The sequence below is a fragment of the Kitasatospora sp. NPDC053308 genome, from assembly GCF_055585785.1.
This window is the reverse complement of record NZ_JBVJJY010000003.1, coordinates 414,612-436,815: the sequence shown is the minus strand read 5'-3', so window position 1 is coordinate 436,815 and position 22,204 is coordinate 414,612. Positions and strand designations below refer to the sequence as shown.

Annotated in this window: 16 protein-coding genes; 8 read left to right on the top strand and 8 right to left on the bottom strand. The window is 74.2% G+C overall.

Annotated features, from left to right (window positions below; genetic code table 11):
* Nucleotides 1–277 precede the first annotated feature (277 nt).
* From ACZ6Y7_RS09865 to ACZ6Y7_RS09855, 3 genes are all read left to right on the top strand, one after another.
* Complete coding sequence (locus ACZ6Y7_RS09865) at nucleotides 278–2,164, top strand: AMP-dependent synthetase/ligase (RefSeq protein WP_465757339.1); 1,887 nt, start codon at nucleotides 278–280, stop codon at nucleotides 2,162–2,164.
* A 296-nt stretch (nucleotides 2,165–2,460) separates the two neighbouring features.
* A complete protein-coding gene (locus ACZ6Y7_RS09860) occupies nucleotides 2,461–3,630 on the top strand; it encodes a polysaccharide deacetylase family protein (protein WP_465757509.1) in 1,170 nt (389 codons plus the stop codon).
* 524 nt (nucleotides 3,631–4,154) lie between these two features.
* On the top strand, nucleotides 4,155–5,174 hold the full coding sequence (locus ACZ6Y7_RS09855) for a nitroreductase/quinone reductase family protein (protein WP_465757338.1): 1,020 nt from the start codon (nucleotides 4,155–4,157) through the stop codon (nucleotides 5,172–5,174).
* 95 nt (nucleotides 5,175–5,269) lie between these two features.
* On the opposite strand, the gene ACZ6Y7_RS09850 is transcribed toward ACZ6Y7_RS09855, so the two are convergent.
* The 3 genes from ACZ6Y7_RS09850 to ACZ6Y7_RS09840 all read right to left on the bottom strand — a co-directional run bounded on the left by ACZ6Y7_RS09850 (nucleotide 5,270) and on the right by ACZ6Y7_RS09840 (nucleotide 8,466).
* Complete coding sequence (locus ACZ6Y7_RS09850) at nucleotides 5,270–6,067, bottom strand: SGNH/GDSL hydrolase family protein (RefSeq protein WP_465757337.1); 798 nt, start codon at nucleotides 6,065–6,067, stop codon at nucleotides 5,270–5,272.
* 591 nt (nucleotides 6,068–6,658) lie between these two features.
* Nucleotides 6,659–7,279 (bottom strand): hypothetical protein, encoded by a 621-nt coding sequence (locus tag ACZ6Y7_RS09845; RefSeq protein WP_465757336.1) that lies wholly within the window; start codon nucleotides 7,277–7,279, stop codon nucleotides 6,659–6,661.
* A gap of 287 nt (nucleotides 7,280–7,566) precedes the next feature.
* Nucleotides 7,567–8,466 carry a hypothetical protein gene (locus ACZ6Y7_RS09840; protein ID WP_465757335.1) on the bottom strand — a complete coding sequence of 300 codons (900 nt, stop codon included), beginning with the start codon at nucleotides 8,464–8,466 and terminating at the stop codon, nucleotides 7,567–7,569.
* Nucleotides 8,467–9,109: 643 nt separating this feature from the next.
* Here ACZ6Y7_RS09840 and ACZ6Y7_RS09835 point away from each other — a divergent pair.
* On the top strand, nucleotides 9,110–10,279 hold the full coding sequence (locus ACZ6Y7_RS09835; RefSeq protein WP_465757334.1) for an exonuclease SbcCD subunit D: 1,170 nt from the start codon (nucleotides 9,110–9,112) through the stop codon (nucleotides 10,277–10,279).
* Nucleotides 10,276–13,323: an AAA family ATPase gene (locus ACZ6Y7_RS09830; RefSeq protein WP_465757333.1), complete on the top strand. Its 3,048-nt coding sequence runs from the start codon at nucleotides 10,276–10,278 to the stop codon at nucleotides 13,321–13,323. Before ACZ6Y7_RS09835 ends, ACZ6Y7_RS09830 begins: the two co-directional genes overlap by 4 nt.
* 84 nt (nucleotides 13,324–13,407) lie before the next feature.
* Here ACZ6Y7_RS09830 and ACZ6Y7_RS09825 read toward each other — a convergent pair whose 3' ends face one another.
* On the bottom strand, nucleotides 13,408–13,626 hold the full coding sequence (locus tag ACZ6Y7_RS09825; protein WP_465757332.1) for a hypothetical protein: 219 nt from the start codon (nucleotides 13,624–13,626) through the stop codon (nucleotides 13,408–13,410).
* 406 nt (nucleotides 13,627–14,032) lie between these two features.
* Between ACZ6Y7_RS09825 and ACZ6Y7_RS09820 the strand changes: the two genes are divergently transcribed.
* The gene (locus ACZ6Y7_RS09820; protein WP_465757331.1) at nucleotides 14,033–14,584 is read left to right on the top strand and encodes a DUF1990 family protein; all 552 of its coding nucleotides are present in this window, start codon (nucleotides 14,033–14,035) and stop codon (nucleotides 14,582–14,584) included.
* A 21-nt stretch (nucleotides 14,585–14,605) separates the two neighbouring features.
* Here the strand turns inward: ACZ6Y7_RS09820 and ACZ6Y7_RS09815 are convergent, their stop codons facing one another.
* Nucleotides 14,606–15,052, bottom strand: coding sequence for a YjbQ family protein (locus tag ACZ6Y7_RS09815; RefSeq protein WP_465757330.1), 447 nt, complete (start codon nucleotides 15,050–15,052; stop codon nucleotides 14,606–14,608).
* A 277-nt stretch (nucleotides 15,053–15,329) separates the two neighbouring features.
* Complete coding sequence (locus tag ACZ6Y7_RS09810; protein ID WP_049650625.1) at nucleotides 15,330–15,596, bottom strand: hypothetical protein; 267 nt, start codon at nucleotides 15,594–15,596, stop codon at nucleotides 15,330–15,332.
* A 935-nt stretch (nucleotides 15,597–16,531) separates the two neighbouring features.
* On the opposite strand from ACZ6Y7_RS09810, the gene ACZ6Y7_RS09805 reads away from it, so the two are divergent.
* Nucleotides 16,532–18,736 (top strand): bifunctional glycosyltransferase/CDP-glycerol:glycerophosphate glycerophosphotransferase, encoded by a 2,205-nt coding sequence (locus ACZ6Y7_RS09805; protein ID WP_465757329.1) that lies wholly within the window; start codon nucleotides 16,532–16,534, stop codon nucleotides 18,734–18,736.
* 266 nt (nucleotides 18,737–19,002) lie between these two features.
* Here the strand turns inward: ACZ6Y7_RS09805 and ACZ6Y7_RS09800 are convergent, their stop codons facing one another.
* Nucleotides 19,003–19,215: an EF-hand domain-containing protein gene (locus ACZ6Y7_RS09800; protein ID WP_465757328.1), complete on the bottom strand. Its 213-nt coding sequence runs from the start codon at nucleotides 19,213–19,215 to the stop codon at nucleotides 19,003–19,005.
* Nucleotides 19,216–19,390: 175 nt separating this feature from the next.
* On the opposite strand from ACZ6Y7_RS09800, the gene ACZ6Y7_RS09795 reads away from it, so the two are divergent.
* Complete coding sequence (locus ACZ6Y7_RS09795; protein ID WP_402210126.1) at nucleotides 19,391–20,059, top strand: lysophospholipid acyltransferase family protein; 669 nt, start codon at nucleotides 19,391–19,393, stop codon at nucleotides 20,057–20,059.
* A gap of 177 nt (nucleotides 20,060–20,236) precedes the next feature.
* Here ACZ6Y7_RS09795 and ACZ6Y7_RS09790 read toward each other — a convergent pair whose 3' ends face one another.
* Nucleotides 20,237–22,072, bottom strand: coding sequence for an ABC transporter ATP-binding protein (locus ACZ6Y7_RS09790; protein WP_465757327.1), 1,836 nt, complete (start codon nucleotides 22,070–22,072; stop codon nucleotides 20,237–20,239).
* Between the last annotated feature and the right edge of the window lie 132 nt (nucleotides 22,073–22,204).

The following is a 22,204-nucleotide window of genomic DNA, read 5'->3' as shown; positions in this document are numbered from 1 at the left end:
GAACCAATCCACGCGTTCAGCTTGCCCCGCACACGTCAGGAACCGCTCCCGCACACCTTCGCATCACGACGGAATCGTCCCCCGATGCCCGGAATGCCAGATGGACACCCCATCCCCACCCCTCCCCCACGCTTTCACCGGATCCTCCACGACCACGGCACCACACGGGCGGACCCGTGCCGATCTCGTCGGGTCACCGTCACAACTCTGGGCAGTGACTGACCGATCCGATAGTTTCGCTCCACCCGGACAAACCGGCGCCGAACTGGGGAGGACCGTGCGCGAGTTCAGCACCCCCGCCCCGGCCGCGCCCGAGGCCGCCGGAGGACTCGCCGACTCGCTGTACGACACCGCGGAGCGCACCCCGGACCTGGTCCAGTTGTCCCGGCGGTCCGGGGACGGGCGCTTTGGCACCGGCCGGACCGGGGGCGACCGGGCCGGGGACGGGCGGTCCCGGGACAGCCAGTGGCAGGACGTCACCGCCCGGGAGTTCCGCGACCAGGTGCTCGCCCTGGCCAAGGGCCTGCTCACGCACGGCGTGCGCTACGGCGACCGGGTCGCGCTGATGTGCCGCACCCGCTACGAGTGGACGCTCTTCGACTACGCCCTCTGGTCGATCGGCGCGATCACCGTCCCGGTCTACCCCACCGCCGCCCCCGAGCAGGTGCGCTGGATCCTCGCCGAGACCCAGGCCGTCGCCTGCCTGGTCGAGGACGAGGACGCCGCGATGACCGTGGGCGCGGTCTGCGACGCGCTGCCCGACCTCACCGGCATCTGGCAGCTGGACCGCGACTGCGTCGCCGCGATCACCGAGGACGGCCGCGGCGTGCCCGACTCCCTGGTGCACCGCCAGCGGCTCGGCGTCGGCGCCCAGAACATCGCCACCGTCGTCTACACCTCGGGCACCACCGGCCGCCCGAAGGGCTGCCTGCTCACCCACGGCAACCTGGCCGCCGAGGCCGACGCCCTGCTCGCCGGCTGGGGGGACGTCCTGCGCGACACCGGTGGCGGCCAGCCCGGCACCCTGCTGTTCCTGCCGCTCGCCCACGTCTACGGACGGGCCGTGCAGATCGCGGCGTTCCGCGCGGGCTTCCGGATCGGCCACGTCCCCGAGGTCTCCACCGACGCCCTGCTGCCCGCGCTGACGTCCTTCCGACCGACCTTCCTGCACGCCGTCCCGTACGTCTTCGAGAAGATCTACCAGCAGGCCAGGCGTGCCGCCGAGGACGCCGGACGCGGCGAACTCTTCGAGCAGGCCCGGCAGGTGGCCGTCGACTGGGCCGCCGCCCGGGAGCAGAAGACCTTCGGACGCGGCCCCGGACCGGGCGCCGGACTGCGGCTGCGCCACCTCGCGTACGAGCGGACCGTCTACCCGAGACTGCGCGCGGTGCTCGGTGGACGGGTGCGCAGCGTGATGTGCGGCGGCTCCTCGCTCCGGCGCGAGCTGGGCCTGTTCTTCACCGGCGCCGGCCTGCAGCTGTACGAGGGGTACGGGCTCACCGAGACCTCCGCCGCGATCACCGCCAACCCGGCCGGCCGGCAGAAGCTCGGCACCGTCGGGCGTCCGGTGCCGGGCGCGTCGGTGGCGATCGCCGACGACGACGAGGTGTGGGTGCGCGGCGCCTCGGTCTTCGGCGGCTACCTCAACCACCCGCAGTGCACCGCCGAGTCGCTGGTCGACGGCTGGTTCGCCACCGGGGACCTGGGGCGGTTGGACGAGGACGGCTACCTCACCATCACCGGCCGCAAGAAGGACCTGATCGTCACCAGCAGCGGGAAGAACCTCGCCCCGGCGGCCCTCGAAGAACGGGTCGAGGCCCACCCACTGGTCTCCCAGTGCCTGGTGGTGGGCGACGACCGCCCGTACGTGGCCGCACTGATCACGCTCGACCCGGCGGCGCTGGCGCACTGGCTGAAGACCAGCGGCCGGGAGCAACTGGACGCCTGGTCGGTCCTCGCCGACGAGGACCTGCACAGCGAGATCCAGCGCGCGGTCGCGGCGGCGAACACGGCGGTGTCACGCGCCGAGTCGATCCGCGCGTTCCGGCTGCTGCCACGGGAGTTCAGCCAGGAGCAGGGGCTGCTGACACCCTCGCTCAAGCTACGCCGGGCGGCGGTCGCGGAGTACTACGCGGCGGACATCGAGGAGCTCTACCAGTCCTGATCAGCCAGGCGTGAGCAGCCCCGCCGTGAGCGGCACGGTTGTGACGGCACGGTTGTGAGCGGTATGTCCGGGAGTGTTTCTGACGGGCCGTCTTGTCGCTTTCCGAGGAGGGGCGAAGGCGGTTCGGTTCATCCGCCGTTCCCTTGACGGGCCGATTGGTCCAGTCCATTGTTGCTCTTCGGTCCGAGTGCGGCGCGCCACCACCCCCTCCGCTCCCGCCCCTCCGGGAGCCCTTTCCTTCCGCTCACGCCCTCCCCACGGGCGCCTCCCCCACACGCTGGAGTCCTCACGTGTCGATGTCCACGCGCCTGTCCGCGCTGGCCGCCTCCGTCGCGCTGCTCACCACCTTCGCCGCGCCGGGCGCTTCCGCCGCGACGCTGTCGCCCTCCTCCTCGGCCGCGCCCACGGCCGCGCCCACGCCCTCGACCGCGCCACCGGCCGCGACCGTCAACCTGGCGACCAACCCCGGGTTCGAAGTGCCCGCCCCCGACCTCGCCGACTGGGGCAGCATCCCCGGCTGGAACTGCACCGGCGGACCGGCCGAGGCCGCCGTCACCACCACCGCCCCGCACTCCGGCACCTCCGCGCTGACCGTCACCCCGGCGAACGCCGACTCCACGGGCGAATGCGCCCAGACCGTCTCCGTCCAGCCGAACACCGTCTACACCGCCTCCGCCTGGGTACGCGGCGACTTCGTCTACCTCGGCGCCACCGGCACCGGCCGGGACGTCGCGCCGGCCTGGACGGAGAGCACCGGCGGCGGCTGGCAGCAGCTGACCACCCGGTTCACCACCGGACCGGACGCGCGCAGCGTCCGACTGTACGTCCACGGCTGGTACCAGCAAGGGCCGTTCTCGGTGGACGACGTCCGGGTCGACGGCCCCGCGCCTGCCCCGGCCGTGGCGGCGGGCTCCGTCCCCACCGCCGACAAGGTCGTCTTCTTCACCGTGGACGACGGCTGGCAGCGCACCCCCGAGGCGGAGCAGTTCATCGCCGACCACCGCCTGCCGATCACCGCCTTCCCGCTGCCGATGCCGGCCGGCACCGACCCGGCCTTCTTCCGGCGGGTCACCGCCGTACCGGGCTCCTCGATCCAGGACCACAGCGTCTCGCACTCCGATCTCAGCAAGCTCCCGGCGGAGCGGCAGCAGGTCGAGATCTGCGACGCCCGCGACGCCATGACCCGCCTCTTCGGCACCGCGCCGGTGGTCTTCCGCCCGCCGTACTTCGCCTGGAACGCCGACACCCTCCAGGCCGCCGCCAACTGCGGCATGCGCACCGTGCTCACCGCCGACGCCGACTTCAGCTGGGGCGCCGCCAACGTCTGGCACCCTGGCCCGCTGCAGCCGGGTGACGTCATCCTCATGCACTGGTCCGACACCCTGGCCGGCGACCTGCAGCGCGCCCTGGCCGCCACCGAGGCCGTCGGGCTCAAGCCCGCCGGGCTCTCCGCCTACCTGCGCTGACCGAGCCACGGACCGGACGCGCCGCCGCCCGAGGGGAGCGGCGGCGCGTCGCCGTCTCGCACGACGCCTGGTGCTCGATGCCCCGTGCTCGATGCCCCGTGCTCGACGCCCCGTGCTCGACGCCCCGTGCTCGACGCCCCAGGCTCGATGCCCCGTGCTCGATGCCCCGTGCTCGACACCCCGTGCTCGACGCCCCAGGCTCGATGCCCCGTGCTCGATGCCCCGTGCTCGACACCCCGTGCTCGACGCCCGGCATGATCCACTCGTTGACAGTGCGCCCGCGCAGTGGCTCTAATGGGGGCGTGCAGCGCGGCGTCGGCCACAGAGCAGTGGGCCGGCCGACAGCCGAGCGAGCACCTTGCCGAAGGGACGACGCGCGATGAGCACTCTCTCCGCTTCCCTGATCTGACGTCCGGCGGTCACCGCGGTGTCCGTGTAGGCGTTCGTGTGCGCGCTGCGCCACCCCCGACTGTCACCGCGTGTGGCCGCGACCCCCGCATCCCTGGAGACTTAACCCCACACGCGTGCCCATGTCTTTCAACGTGAATGTCATCGAGGAGTTCCGCGCCAACGGCGGACGGGTCGGCGGCCCGTTCGAGGGCGGCGACCTCCTGTTGCTCACCACCACCGGAGCCCGGTCCGGGCGTCCGCACACCGTGCCGCTCGGGTACGTGCGGGCGGACGGTCTGCTGCTGGTGGTGGCCTCGGCCGCCGGGGCGCCGGAGCATCCGCAGTGGTACCACAACCTGCTGGCCCATCCGGTGGTCCGGGTCGAGCTCGGGACCGACGCCTTCGACGCGATAGCGGTACCCGCCGAGGGGTCCCGCCGGGAAGAGCTGTTCGCCGCCGTCGTCCGGAAGGCGCCGGGGTACGGCGACTACCAGGCCCTGACCGAGCGCGAGTTGCCGGTCGTCGTCCTGGAGCGGGAGCCGTCGCGCTCCGGGTCCGGAGCAGAAGCCGACCCCGACCCCGACGGCGACCCCGACACCGATACCGACTCAGACGGCGACGGCGGCGCACCGGTGGTGCGCACGCTCGCGGACAAGCTGCTGGAGGCGCACACCTGGTTGCGGGCGCAACTGCGCCAGGTCCGGGAGGAAGCGCGCGCTCACGCCCCCGGCCGACCGGCCGGACTCGGGCTGCAGCTCCGGCAGCGCTGCCTCGCGTTCTGCGACGGGCTGACGCACCACCACGCCGGCGAGGACGGCGCCGTCTTCCCCGCCCTCGCGCGCAGTCACCCGGAGCTGGCCGGGGTGCTCGCGCGGTTGGACGAGCAGCACCGGGCGATCGGGCGGATCAAGCAGGAACTGCTGGCGCTGCTGGCCGGGGTCGAGATCACCGAACCGGAGCGACTCCGGACCGAACTGGACCGGATGTCAGCCGAGTTGGAGGCGCACCTCGACCACGAGGAGGCGGAGTTGCTGCCGGTCCTCGCCGGCATCCCCTTCCCGCCGGTCGGGCCCGCGCCGACGCGGCCGAGCCCGGCCCGACCGGTTCCGGACCGATCCGCCCAGGCTCCGACCCGTCCGGCCGGGACCTCGTAGCCGAAACGGCGTTTGCCGCCGCCCTCTCCCCGGAGCTCGGAGGGGGCGGCGGCACCGGCCGTCCGGCGGCGTCGGAACAGCGTCCGACGAACCCGTCAGGACGCCGAGAAGACCGGGAGGTAGCCGCCGGCCTGGCCGGCGGCCTTCGGGTGGTAGCTCTCGTCGATCGGCAGGGTGGTGCTGTTCAGCCAGGTGGTGAGGTTGCCGCAGATCTCGTGGTCGGTGAAGATGCTGCGGACGTCGCCGAACGTGAAGCCCGCGTTGGCGGCGCGCTTGGCGAGGACGCCGTCCAGGGTGTCGGCGGCACCGTTGATGGCCGCACGCTTGGTGTCGCTGATGCCGAAGATGCAGCTCCCGTTGACCTTGTAGATGTGCGGGTAGCCCATGACCACGACGTGGGCCTTCGGAGACTTGGCCTTGATGGCGGAGTACACCTGGTCCAGCTGTCCGGGCAGGGTGTTGACCGCGTAGTTCTTCGCCGTGTTGACGGCGTCGAGGCAGGAGCTGTCGGAGCCGAGGACGCAGGTCTGCATGGTGTCGGCGAAGCCGGCGTCGTTGCCGCCCACCGAGATGCTGACCAGCGTGGTGGAGGAGTCCAGCGCCGAGATCTGGCTGTTCAGGATGTCCCCGGTCCGTGCGCCCGAACAGGCGACGAACTTGAAGGAGGACGGCGAGTGCGCGTTCTTCCAGAGGTACGCGTACGCGTTGGTGCTGCGCTTGCAGCTGCCGCTGTCGCTCAGGTAGCTGCCGGCGCCGACACCGGAGGAGTACGAGTCACCGAGGGCCACGTAGTTGACGCCGGCCGCGTTGGCTGACGAGGCGGCGAAGAGCGTCGTCATGGTGAGGCCTGCCGCAATCGCGGCGATGGACAGAGCACGGGCAGGGCGGAGCATGACACCTCCAGGGTGGGGGGTGGGGGTGAGGTGCGTGGCGTGGGTCACAGAAGTGATACCAGGCGGCGGGCCACCCTGGAAGCGTTCACGCCAAGGATGTTGACGGGCCGTCTGATGGCTCAGAGATGAACTGACCCTGACAGAAAGTGAGTTCGCACAGGTCAGCGCGGGTGCTTTTTGACGCGCGTAGCGCTCTGCGCGTAGACCCGCAGATTTCGGAGATTAACTGCTGAGTAAACCTGGGGTCGCCGTCCGACCACCGTTGAGTCGGTTTCGACGCCGATCGGCCTTCCGAAGGAGAGGCCGAGGACGGGCGCGGGGGGACCACTCCGGCATCCGGAAGCCGTAGCGGGCGCGGACACGTCGGGACGGACGCACGGAGGGACGGCTCATGGCGGGATGGGCCCTCCAGGGGCCGGCCCCTACTCCGCGTCACCCCCACCGTCCGATCACCGCTACGTCCGATGAGCCCTACGTCCGATCAGCCCGCGCCGAGCCCGGTCCGCACCGAGTCGGTGCCGCGCCGAGTCGGGTCGGGTCGAGTCGGGTCGGGTCGAGTCGGGTCGAGTCGCGTCCGGGCCGGGCAGTCCCTCACGCGCCCGGGTACACCGCACCCGGGGAGACCGTGCAACCCTCGACCGGCAGTTCCTCGATCGTCTCGTTGGCGGCGGCCGGCACGCCGAGCCAGCGGACGGCAGTGGCGACCGCCGCCCGGGCCTGGCGCAGTCCGGGTGCACCCCAGCCCAGCAGCTCGACGGCGAGCCCGGGCGCGACCAGCAGCCGCCGGTAGTGCCGGCCCGAGGCCGGGTCGGCCACGCTCGGGCCGACCGCCCGGAGCGACGCCGCCATCCGGACCCGCGCGCACTCGTGCCCACCGTTCGCCGAGCCGACCCGGTCGTAGAGGTAGCCAAGATAGTACGGACGGCCGATCACCGCCTGCGCCTCCTCCGCGGCCTCGCGGGCCAGGGTGGCCGCCGGGTCACCGCCGTCCTCCGGCTCCAGCGAGCCACCGGGCAGCGAGCAGATCCCGTCCCGGGGGTTCACCAGGGTCAGCACCCGCCCGTCGGGGGCGAACAGCCACCCCCAGGACTGCTTGACCGGCAGCCCGTCCGGCACCTGCTCGCCCGGCCGCCAGGGCCAGCCGGCCGTCGGACGCCGCCGCACCTTGCCCAGCAGCTCGGCGACCTCCGCGCTGTACTCGATCGGGCTCATGCTCTCGCCTCGCCGCGCTCGGCCGGGGCCCAGGCGTCCGTCGGCGCGCACCTCCCGGCGCCGAGCTCGCGCCGCTCGCTCATGCGTCCCCCTCTCGCTGTCGGGCTCGCCGGACCGGCGGTGCGCGGAGGGACCTGCAGGGCGCGGTACGGAGCGGAGCGGCCGGAGCGGCGGCGTGGGGTACCGCACGCTCCTGCTGTTGATCTTCTCCGAATCTTCCCCGAACAGGCGGTCGATGAACAGTCCCCAGCGCCGCATGGTGGATGCGGAGGCGGCGAACGCCCTGATCACACCAGCGGCCCACCCCCTCCCCCGGGCCCCGGGAAGCCGGGCAGCGGGAACCCCGGCCGCGGATCCACGCCGGGCGGGAACGGCAGTCCGCGCGCGGCGTCGTCGGCGAGCTCGTCGAACACCTCGTGGGCCGTCATCGGCCGCAACCGCCCGTCGGCCAGCGCCCAGCCCCGCACCGGCGGCCGGGCCCGGGCGCCGCTGCTCGGGGGATCGCCCGGGCCGCCGGGCGAGGGCTCGGAGTGCCCGCCCCTCGACGGATCACCGTGCAGCAGCAGCGCCCCCTCGCCCCCGGAGGCCACACCGGCCGCCAGCGTGACGCAGAACGCCTCGGTGTCCCGCCCGGCGGGGAGGAGCCGCCCCTGCTCCACGCAGACGTCCACCGCTGAGGTGAGCTCCTCGCCGTCCTCCGGACCGTGGCAGCGCAGCGTCAGCAGGTGGCAGCCCTCCCCCGCGCCCTCGGCCAGCGCGAGGTACACCGACGTCACGTACCGCATCACTGCCGCCATCCGGCGTTGCCCGGCCGGATCGTCACCGACGGCGTCCAGCAGGGCCGCGCAGGCCACGGACATCCGCACCCGCGCCCGGTGGTCGTCCATCAGCACCGGCAGCAGCTCGGCCAGCCGCTCCCCCGCGTAGACGAACGGCTCCCCGGCCAGCTCGGGATCGCCCGCGTAGGCGACCCGGGCCGCGGGCACCCGGGGGTCGAGGCCGAGCGCCTCGCAGTAGTCCTCGAAGTCCTCCGCCTCCAGGACCCGCAGGTGCACCTCCAGGCCCTGCCGGTGGAGGGCCGTCAGCTGCTCCTCCGCCCGGCGCAGGTAGTCCTGGTGGCCGAGCCCGCCGAACAGCCCGTACCGCGCGAGGGCACCGAAGTCCCCCGCCCGGACGGCCAGCGCCACCGCGACCGGCTGCGGCGGCGCGCCCGGGGCCCGGCCGCCGCGCCGTGCCCGCGCTCCGCCCCCTCCCGCATGGCCGCCGGGCGGCCGCCCGGCCCCGGGCGGCGGCGCCCCACCGGGCCCGCCGCCCGGAGCGCCGCCCGCACCGCTCCCCCGCCTCCGCCCCGTCAGCACCAGCACCCGCCGACACCCCCGCGGCGTCCGCGCGCCCGCGGCACCGGCCGCCTCGCGCACCCACGCGCACACCTGCGCCCGCACCGATCCATGGACCGACCCACGGACCGATCCGCGGACCGATCCGCGGACCGCCTCACGAACCGCCTCGCGCACCGCAGCCATGGTTCCTCCCGTTCCTCGCTCGACCGACACCCGACCCCGGATACTCCGCACCCGGTACTCGGCGCCCGACACCGGACACCCGGCACCGGACCGCACCGACCGCCCCGAAGGACGGGGCCGCCGACGTCGAGGAACATACACAGAGCCACTGACAATCCACCCCACGTAATCGAACAGTGGCCGGTCGGACGGGCATTCCGGTCGATTCGCTGACGATCCGGGCGCGCCCGCGCCGCGGGACCCGTGAGACGCACGCCTCCACGGATCCGGGCGGGATTGTCCGTGGCGGACGTTAGGGTCGGGGACCATGCGACTGCTGCATACCTCCGACTGGCATCTCGGGCGCTCGTTTCACCGGGAGAGCCTGCACGACGCCCAGCGCGCCTTCCTGGACCACCTGGTGGACGTGGTCCGGAGCGAGGGCGTGGACGCCGTGCTGGTCGCGGGGGACGTGTACGACCGCGCGCTGCCCGGCCTGGAGGCGGTCGCGCTGTTCGACGACGTGCTGCACCGGCTGGCCGACCTCGCCGTGCCGACGGTGTTCATCAGCGGCAACCACGACTCGGCCCGCCGCCTCGGGGTCGGGGCGGGGCTGATCGGGCGTGCCGGGATCCACCTGCGGACGGATCCCGGCGGCTGCGCCGAGCCCGTCCTGCTGGCGGACGAGCACGGGCCGGTGGCGGTGTACGGGCTGCCCTACCTGGAGCCGACACTGGTGCGCGAGCGGTTCGGGCTGGCGAAGGGCGGACACGCGGCGGTGCTCGGGGCCGCGATGGACGCGGTGCGGGCCGACCTGGCGGCGCGCCCGGCCGGAACGCGGGCGGTGGTCCTGGCGCACGCCTTCGTCACCGGCGGCGCGCCGAGCGACAGCGAGCGGGACATCGCGGTCGGCGGCGTCGCCGCGGTGCCCGCCGCGGTGTTCGACGGGGTGCACTACGTCGCGCTCGGTCATCTGCACGGGTGTCAGACGCTCGCCCCCCACCTGCGCTACAGCGGCTCCCCGCTCGCCTACTCCTTCTCCGAGGTGCACCAGCGCAAGAGCATGTGGCTGGTCGACCTCGCCGCCGACGGCTCGGTGGCCGCCGAGCGGGTGCCCTGCCCCGAGCCGCGGCGCCTCGCCACCCTGCGCGACAGCCTCCAGGCCCTGCTCACCGACGAGAAGTACAGCGAGCACGAGCAGTCCTGGGTGCAGGTCACGCTCACCGACGCCGTCCGCCCGGCCGAGCCGATGGAGAAGCTGCGCCGGCGCTTCCCGCACACCCTCCAGCTGCTCTTCGACCCCGAGGAGAGCGAGGCCGGGCCGTCCCCGTCGTACGCGGCGCGGGTGAGCGGCCGGGGCGACCTGGAGATCGCCGAGGGCTTCCTGCGGCACGTCCGCCCGGGCGCCGAGCCCGGTCCGGACGAACTCGGCTGGCTGCGCGAGGGCTTCGAGCGCGTCCGGGAGACCGCCGACCGGAAGGCGGACCTGCCCCGATGAGGCTGCACCGGCTCACCGTCACCGCCTTCGGCCCGTTCGCGGGCACCGAGACGGTGGACTTCGACGCGCTCGCCGCCGGCGGACTGTTCCTGCTGCGCGGCGCGACGGGCGCCGGCAAGAGCAGCGTGCTGGACGCGGTCTGCTTCGCGCTGTACGGCGAGACGCCGGGTGCCCGGCGCGCCAACCGGCTGCGCAGCGACCACGCCGACCCCAAGCAGCTCACCGAGGTGCGGCTGGAGCTGACCCTCGGCGGGCGGCGGCTGCAGATCACCCGCCTGCCGGAGCAGCGCCGGCCGAAGAAGGTCGGTGCCGGCACCACCGTGGAGCGGGCGCAGACCCTGCTGCGCGAGTGGGTGCCCGACGCGGGCGAGGGCGCGCCGGGCTGGCGCGGGCTCAGCAAGTCCCACCAGGAGGTCGGCGAGGAGGTCCTCCGGCTGATCGGCATGAACCGGGAGCAGTTCTGCCAGGTGGTGCTGCTGCCGCAGGGCGACTTCGCCCGCTTCCTCAAGGCCGACTCGGAGGAGCGCGGCAAGCTGCTGCGGCGGCTGTTCGACACCGAGCGGTACCAGCTGGTCGAGGGCTGGCTGGCCGAACGGCGGCGCGCCGAGGAGGCCGCCGTCCAGGCCGGCCGGCGCCGGCTGCGCGACCTCGCCAGCAAGGCCGAGCAGGCCGCCGGTCCGGGCGCCGAGCCCGCCGAGGACTGGATCCCGGCCGATGACAACGACGCCGGGCTGACCGCCGGGGTGCTCGGCTGGGCCGCCGTGCTGCGCAGCGGCGCCGCCGAGGAGCTCGCGGTCGCGGACTCGGCACTCGAGGCTGCCGAGGCGGCGCAGCGCACGGCGCAGCGGCACCGCGAGGCCGCCGAGGAGCTGGCCGGGCGCCAGCAGCGGCACCGGGAGGCGCTGGCCAGGGCCGATCGGCTGGCCGGGTTCGAGCCCGATGCGGCGCGGGACCGGCAGCGGCTGGCCGCGGCGCAGGAGGCCGTCGGGGTGGAGTCCGCACTGCGGCTGCGGGAGAGCGCGGCCGAGGCGCTCCGGCGCGCGCAGGCCGCGGAACGCGGACACCGCGAGGCCCTGGCCGCGGCCCCCGGCACGGAGGGCCGGGCGCTCGAGGCGGCCGACGCCGCCGACCTGGCCGAGGCGGAGCTGCGGCTGCGGGCCGAGGTGGTCCGGCTGGAGGCGGCCCGGGAGGAGGAGCGGCGCTGTGCCGAACTCGCCCGGGAACAGCGCACCCTGACGGCGGACCGGAGCGCCGCCGAGGCACTCGCCGAGGAGGCCGAGGACTGGCTGGCCGAGTTCGAGGCCGAGCTGGGCCGTCTGGAGGAGCAGCACGCCCGGGCCCGGGAGGCGACCACTCGGGTCGAGCAACTGGACGGCCGGCGTGCCGAGTCGACCGCCCGGCTGGACGCGGCCCGGGAGCGCGACGCGCTGCGCGCCGAGATCGCGGCGGCCGAGCCGCGGGTCGTCGAGCTGCGCGCGGCCGCGCTGGACGCCCGGGAGCACAGCCTCGACCTGCGGGACCGCCGCCTCGCGGGCATGGCCGCCGAGCTGGCCGAACAGCTGCGGGCCGGCCAGGCCTGCCGGGTCTGCGGTTCGCCCGAGCACCCGGCCCCGGCCGAGCCGGCCCCCGGCGGCCGGGTCGGCGCCGAGGACGAGGAGCGGGCCCGCCGTGCCCAGACCGTCGCCGAGCAGGCCTGGACGGAGGCCGACCAGGCACTCACCGCCCTACGGGTGCGCGAGGCCACCGCCGCCGGCGCGGCCGGGCCGGACGGCGCTGACGCCGACGCGCTCGCGCTGGCCCTCGCCGAGCTGGAGCGGGAGCACCGCGCGGCCCGGCACACCGCGGAGGCGCTCGGCCGGATCGAGCAGGAGATCGCCCGGCTGTCACAGGACCGCAGCCGCCGCGCCGACGAGCTGCGCGAGGCCAAGGAGCGCAGCGCCGTCCTCACCGACCGGCTGCAGGCGCTCGACACCGAACAGGAGGCGCTGACGGCCCGGGTGGCGGCCGCCCGCGGCGCGGCGGCCTCGGTCGCCGACCGGGCCGCCGCCCTGACCCGGCTCACCGAGCGGGTCGCCGCCGCGGCCGCCGCGGCCCGGGCCCGCGCCGAGGCGGAGGCGCGGCACTCCGAGGCCGAGGCCGAGCTGGGCAAGGCGGCCGCCGCGGCGGGCTTCCCCGACGCCGCGGCGGCACTGGCCGTGCTGCTGCCGCGCGAGGAGCGGGACCGGCTGGAGGCCCGGCTGGAGCGCCACCGCGCGGAAACCGCCGCCGTCCGGCGGGAGCTGGAGCGTCCGGAGCTGGCCGAGGCCGCGGCCCGGCCGCCGGTCGACCTGTCGGCCGCCGCGGCCGCGCTGCGCGCCGCCACCGACCGTCTCGGGCGGGCGCACGCCGCTCGGGCGGCGGCCCGCGAGCGGTGCGAGGCACTGGCCGCGATCGGCCGGCAGCTGACCACGCTCGCCGCCGAGCTGGCGCCGACGCTCGACCGGTACGGGCGGATCAACCGGCTCGCCACGCTGGCGGCCGGCACCTCCCACGAGAACCGGCTGCGGATGCGCCTGGAGTCGTACGTCCTGGCGGCCCGGCTGGAGCAGGTCGCGGCGGCCGCCAGCGCCCGGCTGGTCCGGATGTCCGGCGGGCGCTACACCCTGGTACACAGCGACGACCGGGGCGCCGGCACCAAGCGCTCGGGCCTGGCCCTGCGCGTGGTGGACGCCTGGACGGGCACCGAGCGGGACACCGCCACGCTCTCTGGCGGCGAGAGCTTCTTCGCCTCGCTCTCCCTCGCGCTGGGCCTGGCCGACGTGGTGACCGACGAGGCGGGCGGCATGCCGCTGGACACCCTGTTCATCGACGAGGGCTTCGGCACGCTGGACGAGCAGTCCCTGGAGGAGGTGATGGACGTCCTCGACGGCCTGCGCGAGCGGGACCGCGCGGTCGGCATCGTCAGCCACGTCGCCGACCTGCGCAGTCGCATCCCGGCCCAGCTGCTGGTCCGCAAGGGCCGACGCGGCTCGACCCTGGCCCTGGCCGGACGGGAGGACGCGTAGCGCCGGCGCACCGCCGGCGGCCGGCCGACGCGGGGCGGGGCGGGGCGCTCATGGGCGCCTGGTGGGCCCTCGGTGGGCCGCGGGTCAGCCCGAGCAGGCGATCCGCTGCGCCTGCTGCCAGGCGCACACCGGGCAGAGCGTGCTGCCTGCCCGGTCCGCGGGCAGCTCGGTCGGCTCACCGCAGAGCACGCAGTCGGCGCGCGGCCCGGTCGCCTCCGGGTCGTGCCGCAGCGCCGCCTCAGCACCGCCGTCGGAGGCGAACTCGCAGGCCGCAGCGGGCTCGTTCGTCACGCTGTCGCTCATGCTGCCTTCCTACTCCGCCACCCTGCCCGGCGGCAAGACGCGCCGAGCCCGGGCACCGGCACCGGCTTCCGGGACCGCCCGGCACCGCTCCGGCTTTCCGGACTGCCCGGCACCACTCCCGGCTTTCGGGACCCCGGCACCCCTCCCGGCTTTCGGGGCCCCGGCACCACTCCCGGCCGACACCGCTCCCGCCCGGCACCGCTCCCGCCCGGCACCGCTTCCGGTCGGCTCGCCGATCGTGGCGACGCCGTCCAGCGGGTTCGGCGCACGAACGACGGCGAACAACGAACAGCGAACAGATTTCAGAAAACGTTCGCTGAAATCTGTCGTCTGACATCTGTCACCCGAAAGCCGTCCCCCGCACCCGCCCACCGGCCGCCCCCGCCCGGCGGCTACCGTGACCGGCATGGCCACCGATCTCCACCAGCGCCTGCTCGCCGCCCGGGCCGCCGCACCCACCTACGCCGAGGTGGGCGCCACCCGGGGCGGGCGGCTGCCGAGTGGGTACGCGCACCTGCGGCGGCGGGTCCACCTCGGGCGCGGACCCGAGGTCCTGGAGCGGGCCGGGCGGTACGTGCTCGGCTGGGGCAGCCAGACGGGCACCGGCTTCGCCGTCTTCCCCGGCGGCCCGGCCCGGGACGGGGGGACCGTCCTGCTGCGGCTGAGCCTGCCGGGGAGCCGTCGGCCGCGACTGGTGATCCCCTGCCGGGTGGTGTGGACGGTGGACGAGCCGGACCGCGTCGGCTTCGCGTACGGCACGCTCCCCGGGCACCCGGAGTGCGGCGAGGAGGCGTTCCTGGTGTCGATGGACGCCGAGGGTGAGGTGTGGTTCGAGGTCACCGCCTTCTCCCGGCTGTCCGCCTGGTACGCACGCCTCGGCCGCCCGGTCGCGCTGCTCTGCCAGTACCTGGCGATCGAGCGCTACCTGGCGGCCGTGGCGGTGTACGCGGGCCGGTAGCCCGACGGGGCTGCCCGGGACTCAGCCCAGGAAGGACAGCCGGACGGTCCGGCGCGGATTGTCCCCGTTGGTGTCGATCAGTACCACCGACTGCCAGACGCCGAGCGCGAGTTGGCCGCCGATCACCGGCAGGGTGGCGTGCGGGGCGACCAGCCCGGGCACCACGTGGTCGCGGCCGTGCCCGGGGCTGCCGTGCCGGTGGCGCCAGCGGTCGTCGGCCGGGAGCAGCTCGCGCAGGGTGGCGAGGAGGTCGTCGTCGCTACCGGAGCCGGTCTCCAGGACGGCGATCCCGGCGGTGGCGTGCGGGACGAAGACGTTGAGCAGCCCGTCGCGCCCGGCGGCCCGCTCGTCGAGGAACGCGGCGCAGCGGTCGGTGATGTCGAGGGCGACCTCGCGGGTGCCCGTGGTGATCTCGAAGGTGGTGGTCTGGAACCGGCCGGTCGGGGTGGAGTGGTTGTTGTCCGCCATGGCGCCATCCTGACCCAGGTCAGGGGGCTCGGCGTACTGCCTCGCCGACTCGCCCTGCCGGGCAGGCGAACTCGCATAGGGTGAACGGTTCGAACGGCGGTCGGGCTCCGGCCCACTCCCCACCGAGCACCCGCACCTGCCCGGAGACGCCGATGCCCCCGGAGACGCCAATGACCCGGAGGACCGGAGGGTCCACCGGGTCTGCTCCCGACCGGGACGGGACGAGGATCGACGACGGCCGAAGACGAGACGGCCGAAGACGACCGGGGACGAGCCCCTAGCCGCGCCCGCCGAAGAGGCTGCGCCGCAGCCGACGCAGCGGCGTCAGCAGCGAGATCCTGGTGTGGCGACGACGGGTCGTCGGGGCCTCGGCGCCGCGCGGCGTCAACTCCCTTATCAGCCCGAGCGCCTCGGCGGTGTCCACCGCCGGGAGCGCGGGCGCGCCGAGCACGGCCAGGTGTCGGTCGATCCGGCGGCCGGTCGTGCCGACACCGCACTGGATCGCCGGCACACGGGGCCGAGTCCGCACTTGCATGTGTTCCATCAGTTTTCCCACCCCTACGAGGCGCCAGGGCCGTGAGGCGAAGACTATCCGTGACAGACGGCCTTCGCGCAACCGTCCTTGGTGTTGTGCCACCGTATCGTGCGGCGTCAACTGACGATGCACCAGGGGCCACCCGGTCGGTCACGACTAGGCATCAATGATGGTGCACGACCGGCCATCCGTCAGCAGGGTCCGGAGGTGCGGGCCCGGCGCCCGGGTGCGCGGCACGCGCCCGGCGCACGGAGTCGCCCTGGCGGCACCCGCTCCGGCCGCAGCCGGAGCGCCCGCGCACACCCCCGCACGGCCCGCCCGCACCACCCTCCGCGCAGCTGCCCGCACCGTCCCTCCGCACCGCCCGTCGGCACACCCCATATAGGGGACAGCCGCCAGATCGACAAAGTGATCTTCAGAGCCTCGCGCCAGCCCCCAGAACTCCGCCCGGATTCATGAAGTGAACACATTCGAGGGATTGACTCGCGTCTCACCTCCAAGCAATATCTGTTGCACGCGTCCGTGCCCGCACCGCACCCAGGCGCGTGTTCGAGTGATGAACAATGTCGCAAGAACTCCGGCTCCCGCGAGCCACTGCCCGGCCGCCTCGACGCTGCGGCGGCCCGGCTCGCGCGGTGCCCGGACCGGCGGTCGGCCGTAGAGGGTCGGCCGGACCGCCACCAGACTGCCGGTGCCGCCCCGCGAGGGGCCCGGCACCGGCGGTCCCGGGTCCTCCCCCCCAGGCCCCCGCTCCTCCTCCCGCCGCTGCGGACTCCGCAGTCGGCCGGCACCCGCGGCTCCGGCGCAGGGCCGGGAGGCCGCGAAAGCCCCCGGAAGCTCCCGGAACCCCCCAGCAGCCCCGAGAAGCCCGGGGGATTCCCGCCGCGGCCCCGGACCGGACGTCCCTGCAGGTCGCACCCGGTGGATCGGTAGACTCGGCCAGCGTGTCCCTCCTCCTCAGCATCGTGCTTCCGGTCCACGGCGTGGAGCGGTACCTGCCGCGCTGCCTCGACTCGATCCTCGGCGACACCCCCGCCCTGGAGTCCCGTTTCGAGGTGATCGCGGTCGACGACCTCTCCCCCGACGGCTCCGGCGCGATCCTGGACGCCTACGCGGCCCGCGACCCCCGGCTGCGGGTGCTGCACCTCACCGAGAACCAGGGCCTGGGCGGCGCCCGCGCCGCCGCACTGCCGCAGGTTCGGGGCGAGTACGTGTGGTTCCTGGACAGCGACGACTGGGTGCCCGAGCGGACCGTCAGCGTGATCCTCGACGAGCTGGCCCAGGAGCGCCGCCGCGAGACCCCCGCCGACGTGCTGATCACCGACTTCACCCACGTCTACCCGGACGGCGGGACGGAGCCCAACCCCTGGCGGCACGTGCTGACCGGCTCCCCGCTGGTCGAGGGCTGCACCCTCGCCGAGCACCCGGCGCTGTTCCAGACCGTGATGTCGGTGTGGAACAAGGTGTTCCGCCGCGCCTTCCTGGAGGGCCTCGGGGTCTCCTTCGGCCGCGGCTACTACGAGGACATCTCGGCCACCTACCCGGCGCTGCTGGCCGCCGAGCGGCTGCGCTACCTCGACCGCCCCTGCTACAACTACCGGCGCGGCCGGGACGGCGCGATCACCGCCACCGCGTCCCCGAAGCACGCCGACGTCTTCGCCCAGTACGACGCGATCTTCGCCTTCCTGGACCGCCCGGACCGCCCCGGCCGGCCCGTCCCCGACTCGCTGCGCACCCTGGTCTTCGACCGCACCGTGCGCCAGGCGCTCAACGTCTACGACACCCCCGGCCTGGTCCCCGCCGACCGGCGCAAGGACTTCTTCCAGAGCATCGCCCGGCACTTCGACCGGCACCGTCCGGCCGGCTACCGCTACCCCGGCGGGGTGCGCGGCGTGCAGTACCGGCTGGCCGCCCGCGGCGCCCGGATCGCGTACGCCGAGCTGCGCCGCACCGGCCGACTGCCGCGCGAACTCAAGCGCGGGGCACGGGCGGTGGCGCCCGCGGTGCGCAAGGGGGTGCGCAGCGGCGCCCGGTTCACCGCGTACAACGCGTTCCGCCGGCTGCCGCTGGACGAGAACCTGGCGGTCTACGCCGCATACTGGCACCGGGGTTACGCGTGCAGCCCGGCGGCGATCTACGAGAAGGCGAAGGAACTCGCCCCGCGGATCCGGGGCGTGTGGGTGGTGGAGAACCGCCGGCAGGCCGCCGCGCTGCCGACCGGCGTGCCGTACGTGATCGTCAACACACCCGCCTACCTCAAGGTGATGGCGACCGCCAAGTACTTCGTCAACAACGTCAACTTCCCGCGCACGATGGTCAAGCGGCCCGGCTCGGTGCACGTCCAGACCCAGCACGGCACCCCGCTCAAGGCCATGGGCATGGACCTGCGCGACCGGCCCCAGGCCGCCGAGGGGATGGACTTCGACCTGCTCCAGGAGGCCATCGACCGCTGGGACTTCCTGGTCTCCCCCAACCCGCACACCAGCGAGCACTTCGCCCGCGCCTTCCCGGGCCGGTACGAGATGCTGGACACCGGCTACCCGCGCAACGACCGGCTCGTCCGCGCCACCCCGGAGGACGTGCGGGCGGTGCGCGAGCGGTTGGGGCTGCGGCCGGGCACCAGGGCCGTGCTGTACGCGCCGACCCACCGCGGCGGCAAGGGCGGCTACGTGCCGCTGCTGGACGTGGCGGAGCTGGCCGGGCGGCTGGGCCCGGACCACACGCTGCTGGTACGCACCCACTACTTCCACACCGGCGGGCCGGGCGACCTGACGGCCGACGGGGAGGCGGCGGCGATCGTGGACGTCTCGGCGCACCCGACCGTCGAGGACCTCTACCTCGCGGCGGACGTGCTGGTGACGGACTACTCGTCGATGATGTTCGACTACGCGGTGCTGGACCGGCCGGTGGTGATCTTCGCCCCGGACTGGGAGGAGTACCAGCGCGAACGCGGCGTCTACTTCGACCTGTTCGCGGAGCCGCCGGGCGCGGTCACGGAGACGGCGGACGAGCTGGCGCGAGCCCTGCTGGCGGGCGACCCGGCGCCGGGGGCGCGGGCGCGGTTCCGGGCGAAGTTCTGCGTCTGGGACGACGGCGGGGCCGCGGAGCGGGTGGTGCGCCGGGTGTTCCCGGTGGAGCGGCAGCGGTAACGCCCCGGCGGGGCGGCGGGGTAACGCACCGGCGCGGCAGCGGCGGTGGTAACGCCCCAGCGCGGCAGCGGCGGTAGCGCCCCGGCGGAGGAGCACTCGGGTCCGCGTGGAAGCGGACCCGCGAAAGGTCCGGGACCTCGGGAACCTCAGGGATTTCGGGAATCTCAGGGACCTCGGGGACCTCGGGGACCTCGGGGGCTTCGGGGACCTCGAGTCGGACGGGGCCGGTGCCGCCGGTACGGCGACCGGCCACCGTCCGCGCGGGCTCAGCGCTGGCGGGCGGCCAGGAACTCCTCGAAGGTCAGGACGCCGTCGTGGTTGGTGTCCATGCTGTGGATCAGCGCCTCGGCCACCGAGAGGGTGACGTCGTGGTCGCCCATCTCGTTGGCCGCCAGCGCGTACTCGGCCGCGGTGATCTTGCCGTCGCCGTCCTGGTCGAAACGGTCGAAAAAGGCCTTGATCGCCTCGGTGGTCTCCATCGTGCCCTCCTGGGTACTGCGGGGTCTTGCTCTGTTCGGACGGCCGTACCCTACCCGGCCGTGGTCTTCGCCACGGTCGGCGGGAGTGGACGGGCGCGGGGGTGGGTGTCGTAGTCTGCGGATCTGATCGCGGGCCCGGGCACCTCCCGGGCCGTTGTTCGTCCTGGGAGGGAACATGCTCGACCTCGTCACCAGGCTGGTGCTGAAACCCGTTTCGCGCGGGATCTGGCGGCCGGTCATCGAAGGTGCCGAGAACGTGCCGCGCAAGGGCGGGGTGATCCTGGCCAGCAACCACCTGTCGTTCATCGACAGCGTGGTGATCCCGCTGACCGCCCCGCGCCGGGTGCACTTCCTCGCCAAGGCCGAGTACTGGACCGCCCCCGGGCTCAAGGGCAAGCTCTCCAAGGGCTTCTTCGAGGCGATCGGCGCCGTGCCGGTCGAGCGCGGCACCTACCGTTCCGCTCAGGCCTCGCTGGAGTCGGCGCTGCAGATCCTGGAGGACGGCAAGGCCTTCGGCATCTACCCGGAGGGCACCCGTTCGCTGGACGGCCGCCTCTACCGGGGCAAGACGGGCGTCGCCTGGCTCGCGCTGACCGCGGGCGTGCCCGTGGTGCCGGTCGCGCTGGAGGGACCGGAGCAGATCCTGCCGGTGGGCAAGCGGGTGCCGCGGCTCAAGAAGGTGACGGTCCGCTTCGGCGAGCCGCTGCACTTCGACGAGCTGCACGGGCAGGCCCGCTCGCTGAAGGCCCGTCGGCAGGTGACCGACGAGGTGATGGCGGCGATCCAGCGGCTCTCCGGCCAGGAGGTCGTGGAGAGCTACAACGAGGTGCCGAAGGCGGCCTGACCGCCCGCCGCGCAAGCGGGTCGGGGTCCGAGTCCGAGTACGGGTCGACGTCCGGCTTCGGGCCCTGGTCCTGGTCCTGCTCCTGGTCCGGCTACGGCGACGGCCACGGCCACGGCCACGGCCACGGGTCAGGGTCCGAGTACGGGTACAGGTCCCCTGGTGTCCGCAGGGCCCGGCTCAGACCTGGCCGACCACCGCTTCCGGCACGGCGGCCTCCGCCGGTGCCTCCCGGCGCAGCAGGGCCGCGTACCGGCCGTCCAGCTCCACCAGCTCCTCGTGGGTGCCGAGTTCGACCACCTCGCCGTGGTCCAGGACCGCGATCTGGTCGGCGGCGCGGACGGTGGAGAGCCGGTGCGCGATGGTGATGGTGGTCCGGCCGGCGGCCAGGGTGTCCACGGCCTGTTGGACGGCGCGTTCGGTGCGGTTGTCGAGCGCGCTGGTGGCCTCGTCGAGGATGAGCACCGGCGGGTTGCGCAGGATCGTCCGGGCGAGTGCGAGGCGCTGCTTCTCGCCGCCGGAGAAGCGGTAGCCGCGCTCGCCGACCAGGGTGTCGTAGCCGTCCGGCAGGGCGGTGATGGTGTCGTGGACCTGGGCGGCCCGGGCGGCCTCGACCAGTTCGTCGTCGGTGGCGCCGGGCTTGGCGAAGCGCAGGTTCTCGGCGACCGAGGCGTGGAACAGGTAGGTCTCCTGGGAGACCACGCCGACCGCGCGGGCCAGGGTGTCGAAGGAGAGTTCGCGCACGTCGACGCCGTCCAGGGTGACCCGGCCGCCGGTGACGTCGTACAGCCGCGGGACGAGGTAGCCGAGGGTGGTCTTGCCCGAGCCGGTCTCGCCGACCACGGCCAGTGAGCTCCCGGCCGGGATCGTGAGGTCGACACCGGCGAGGGTCGGGCGCTCCTGCGCGGGGTCGTAGCGGAAGTCGACGGCCTCGAAGCGGACCTCGCCGCGGACCTCGGTGAGCGTGAGCGGGTCGGCGGGTTCGTCGATCTCCACCGGCAGGTCGAGGTATTCGAAGATGCGCTGGAAGAGCGCCAGCGAGGTCTGGACGTCCACGCCGGTGGACAGCAGGCTCACGGTGGGGCGGAACATGCCCTGCTGGAGGGTGACGAAGGCGATCAGGGTGCCGACCGAGACGATCGGTGCGCCGGCCGCGGAGGTCAGCCCGGCCGCCCAGTAGATCAGCGCGGGCATCGCGGCCATCACGATCTGGATGGTGTTCATCCGCCAGCGTCCGGCCATGCCGGCCCGGACCTCGAGGTCGGCGAGCTGGTCGGACTGCGCGGTGAACTCGCGGGCGAGCGAGTCGGAACGGCCCATGGTGCGGCCGAGCAGGATGCCGCTGACCGAGAGCGACTCCTGGACGGCCGAGCTCATCGCGGCCAGCTGCTTCTGGCGCTCGGTGGTGATCTTCTTGCGCTCCCGGCCGACCCGGCGGCTGATCCAGACGAACAGCGGGAGCAGGAGCAGGGAGACGACGGTGAGCCGCCAGTCGAGGGCGACCATGGCCACCACGGAGGCGACCACCGCCGTGAGGTTGGAGACCAGGCTGGTCGCGGTGGAGGTCACCGTGGACTGCATGCCGCCGATGTCGTTGGCGATCCGGGACTGCACCTCGCCGGTGCGGGTGCGGGTGAAGAAGGCCAGTGACTGCCGCTGCAGGTGCCCGTAGACGGCGGTGCGCAGGTCGTGCATGACGCGCTGGCCGACGGTGGTGGAGATCAGCGTCTGCAGGACGTTGAAGATGCTGTTCACCACGGCGGTGAGGATCATCCCGAGCACGAGCAGGCTGAGCAGCCCGGTGCGGCCCTGCGGGATGGCGGTGTCCAGGACGGCCCGCAGCAGGAACGGCGAGACGACCGAGACCACGGCGGAAGCCGCGACGAGGCCGCCGACGAGGGCGAGGCGGCCGCGGTAGGGGCGGAAGAGCGCGAGGATGCGCCGCCACGGGGCCGGCGGGCGGGGCTCGCCCTCGGCGCGGTCGGGCGGGGTCCAGTCGATCGTGGTGGGCCTCAAGGGCGGTCCTCCCCGGGTCGGACGGTCGGGCGGGCGGGCGCCATCAGCATAGCGAGGATGGCTCATAGTTAGGCAAGCTAATAGTGAGGTGAGCTCTATTCCCTCGCCGACCCGGCAGCCCCGCGGCAGCGG

Coding starts and splice junctions, on each gene's coding strand:
- ACZ6Y7_RS09860 (WP_465757509.1), top strand. CDS start 2,461: ATGTCCACGCGCCTGTCCGCGCTGGCCGCCTCCGTCGCGCTGCTCACC.
- ACZ6Y7_RS09850 (WP_465757337.1), bottom strand. CDS start 6,067: ATGCTCCGCCCTGCCCGTGCTCTGTCCATCGCCGCGATTGCGGCAGGC.
- ACZ6Y7_RS09845 (WP_465757336.1), bottom strand. CDS start 7,279: ATGAGCCCGATCGAGTACAGCGCGGAGGTCGCCGAGCTGCTGGGCAAG.
- ACZ6Y7_RS09835 (WP_465757334.1), top strand. CDS start 9,110: ATGCGACTGCTGCATACCTCCGACTGGCATCTCGGGCGCTCGTTTCAC.
- ACZ6Y7_RS09830 (WP_465757333.1), top strand. CDS start 10,276: ATGAGGCTGCACCGGCTCACCGTCACCGCCTTCGGCCCGTTCGCGGGC.
- ACZ6Y7_RS09825 (WP_465757332.1), bottom strand. CDS start 13,626: ATGAGCGACAGCGTGACGAACGAGCCCGCTGCGGCCTGCGAGTTCGCC.
- ACZ6Y7_RS09820 (WP_465757331.1), top strand. CDS start 14,033: ATGGCCACCGATCTCCACCAGCGCCTGCTCGCCGCCCGGGCCGCCGCA.
- ACZ6Y7_RS09815 (WP_465757330.1), bottom strand. CDS start 15,052: ATGGCGGACAACAACCACTCCACCCCGACCGGCCGGTTCCAGACCACC.
- ACZ6Y7_RS09810 (WP_049650625.1), bottom strand. CDS start 15,596: ATGGAACACATGCAAGTGCGGACTCGGCCCCGTGTGCCGGCGATCCAG.
- ACZ6Y7_RS09800 (WP_465757328.1), bottom strand. CDS start 19,215: ATGGAGACCACCGAGGCGATCAAGGCCTTTTTCGACCGTTTCGACCAG.
- ACZ6Y7_RS09795 (WP_402210126.1), top strand. CDS start 19,391: ATGCTCGACCTCGTCACCAGGCTGGTGCTGAAACCCGTTTCGCGCGGG.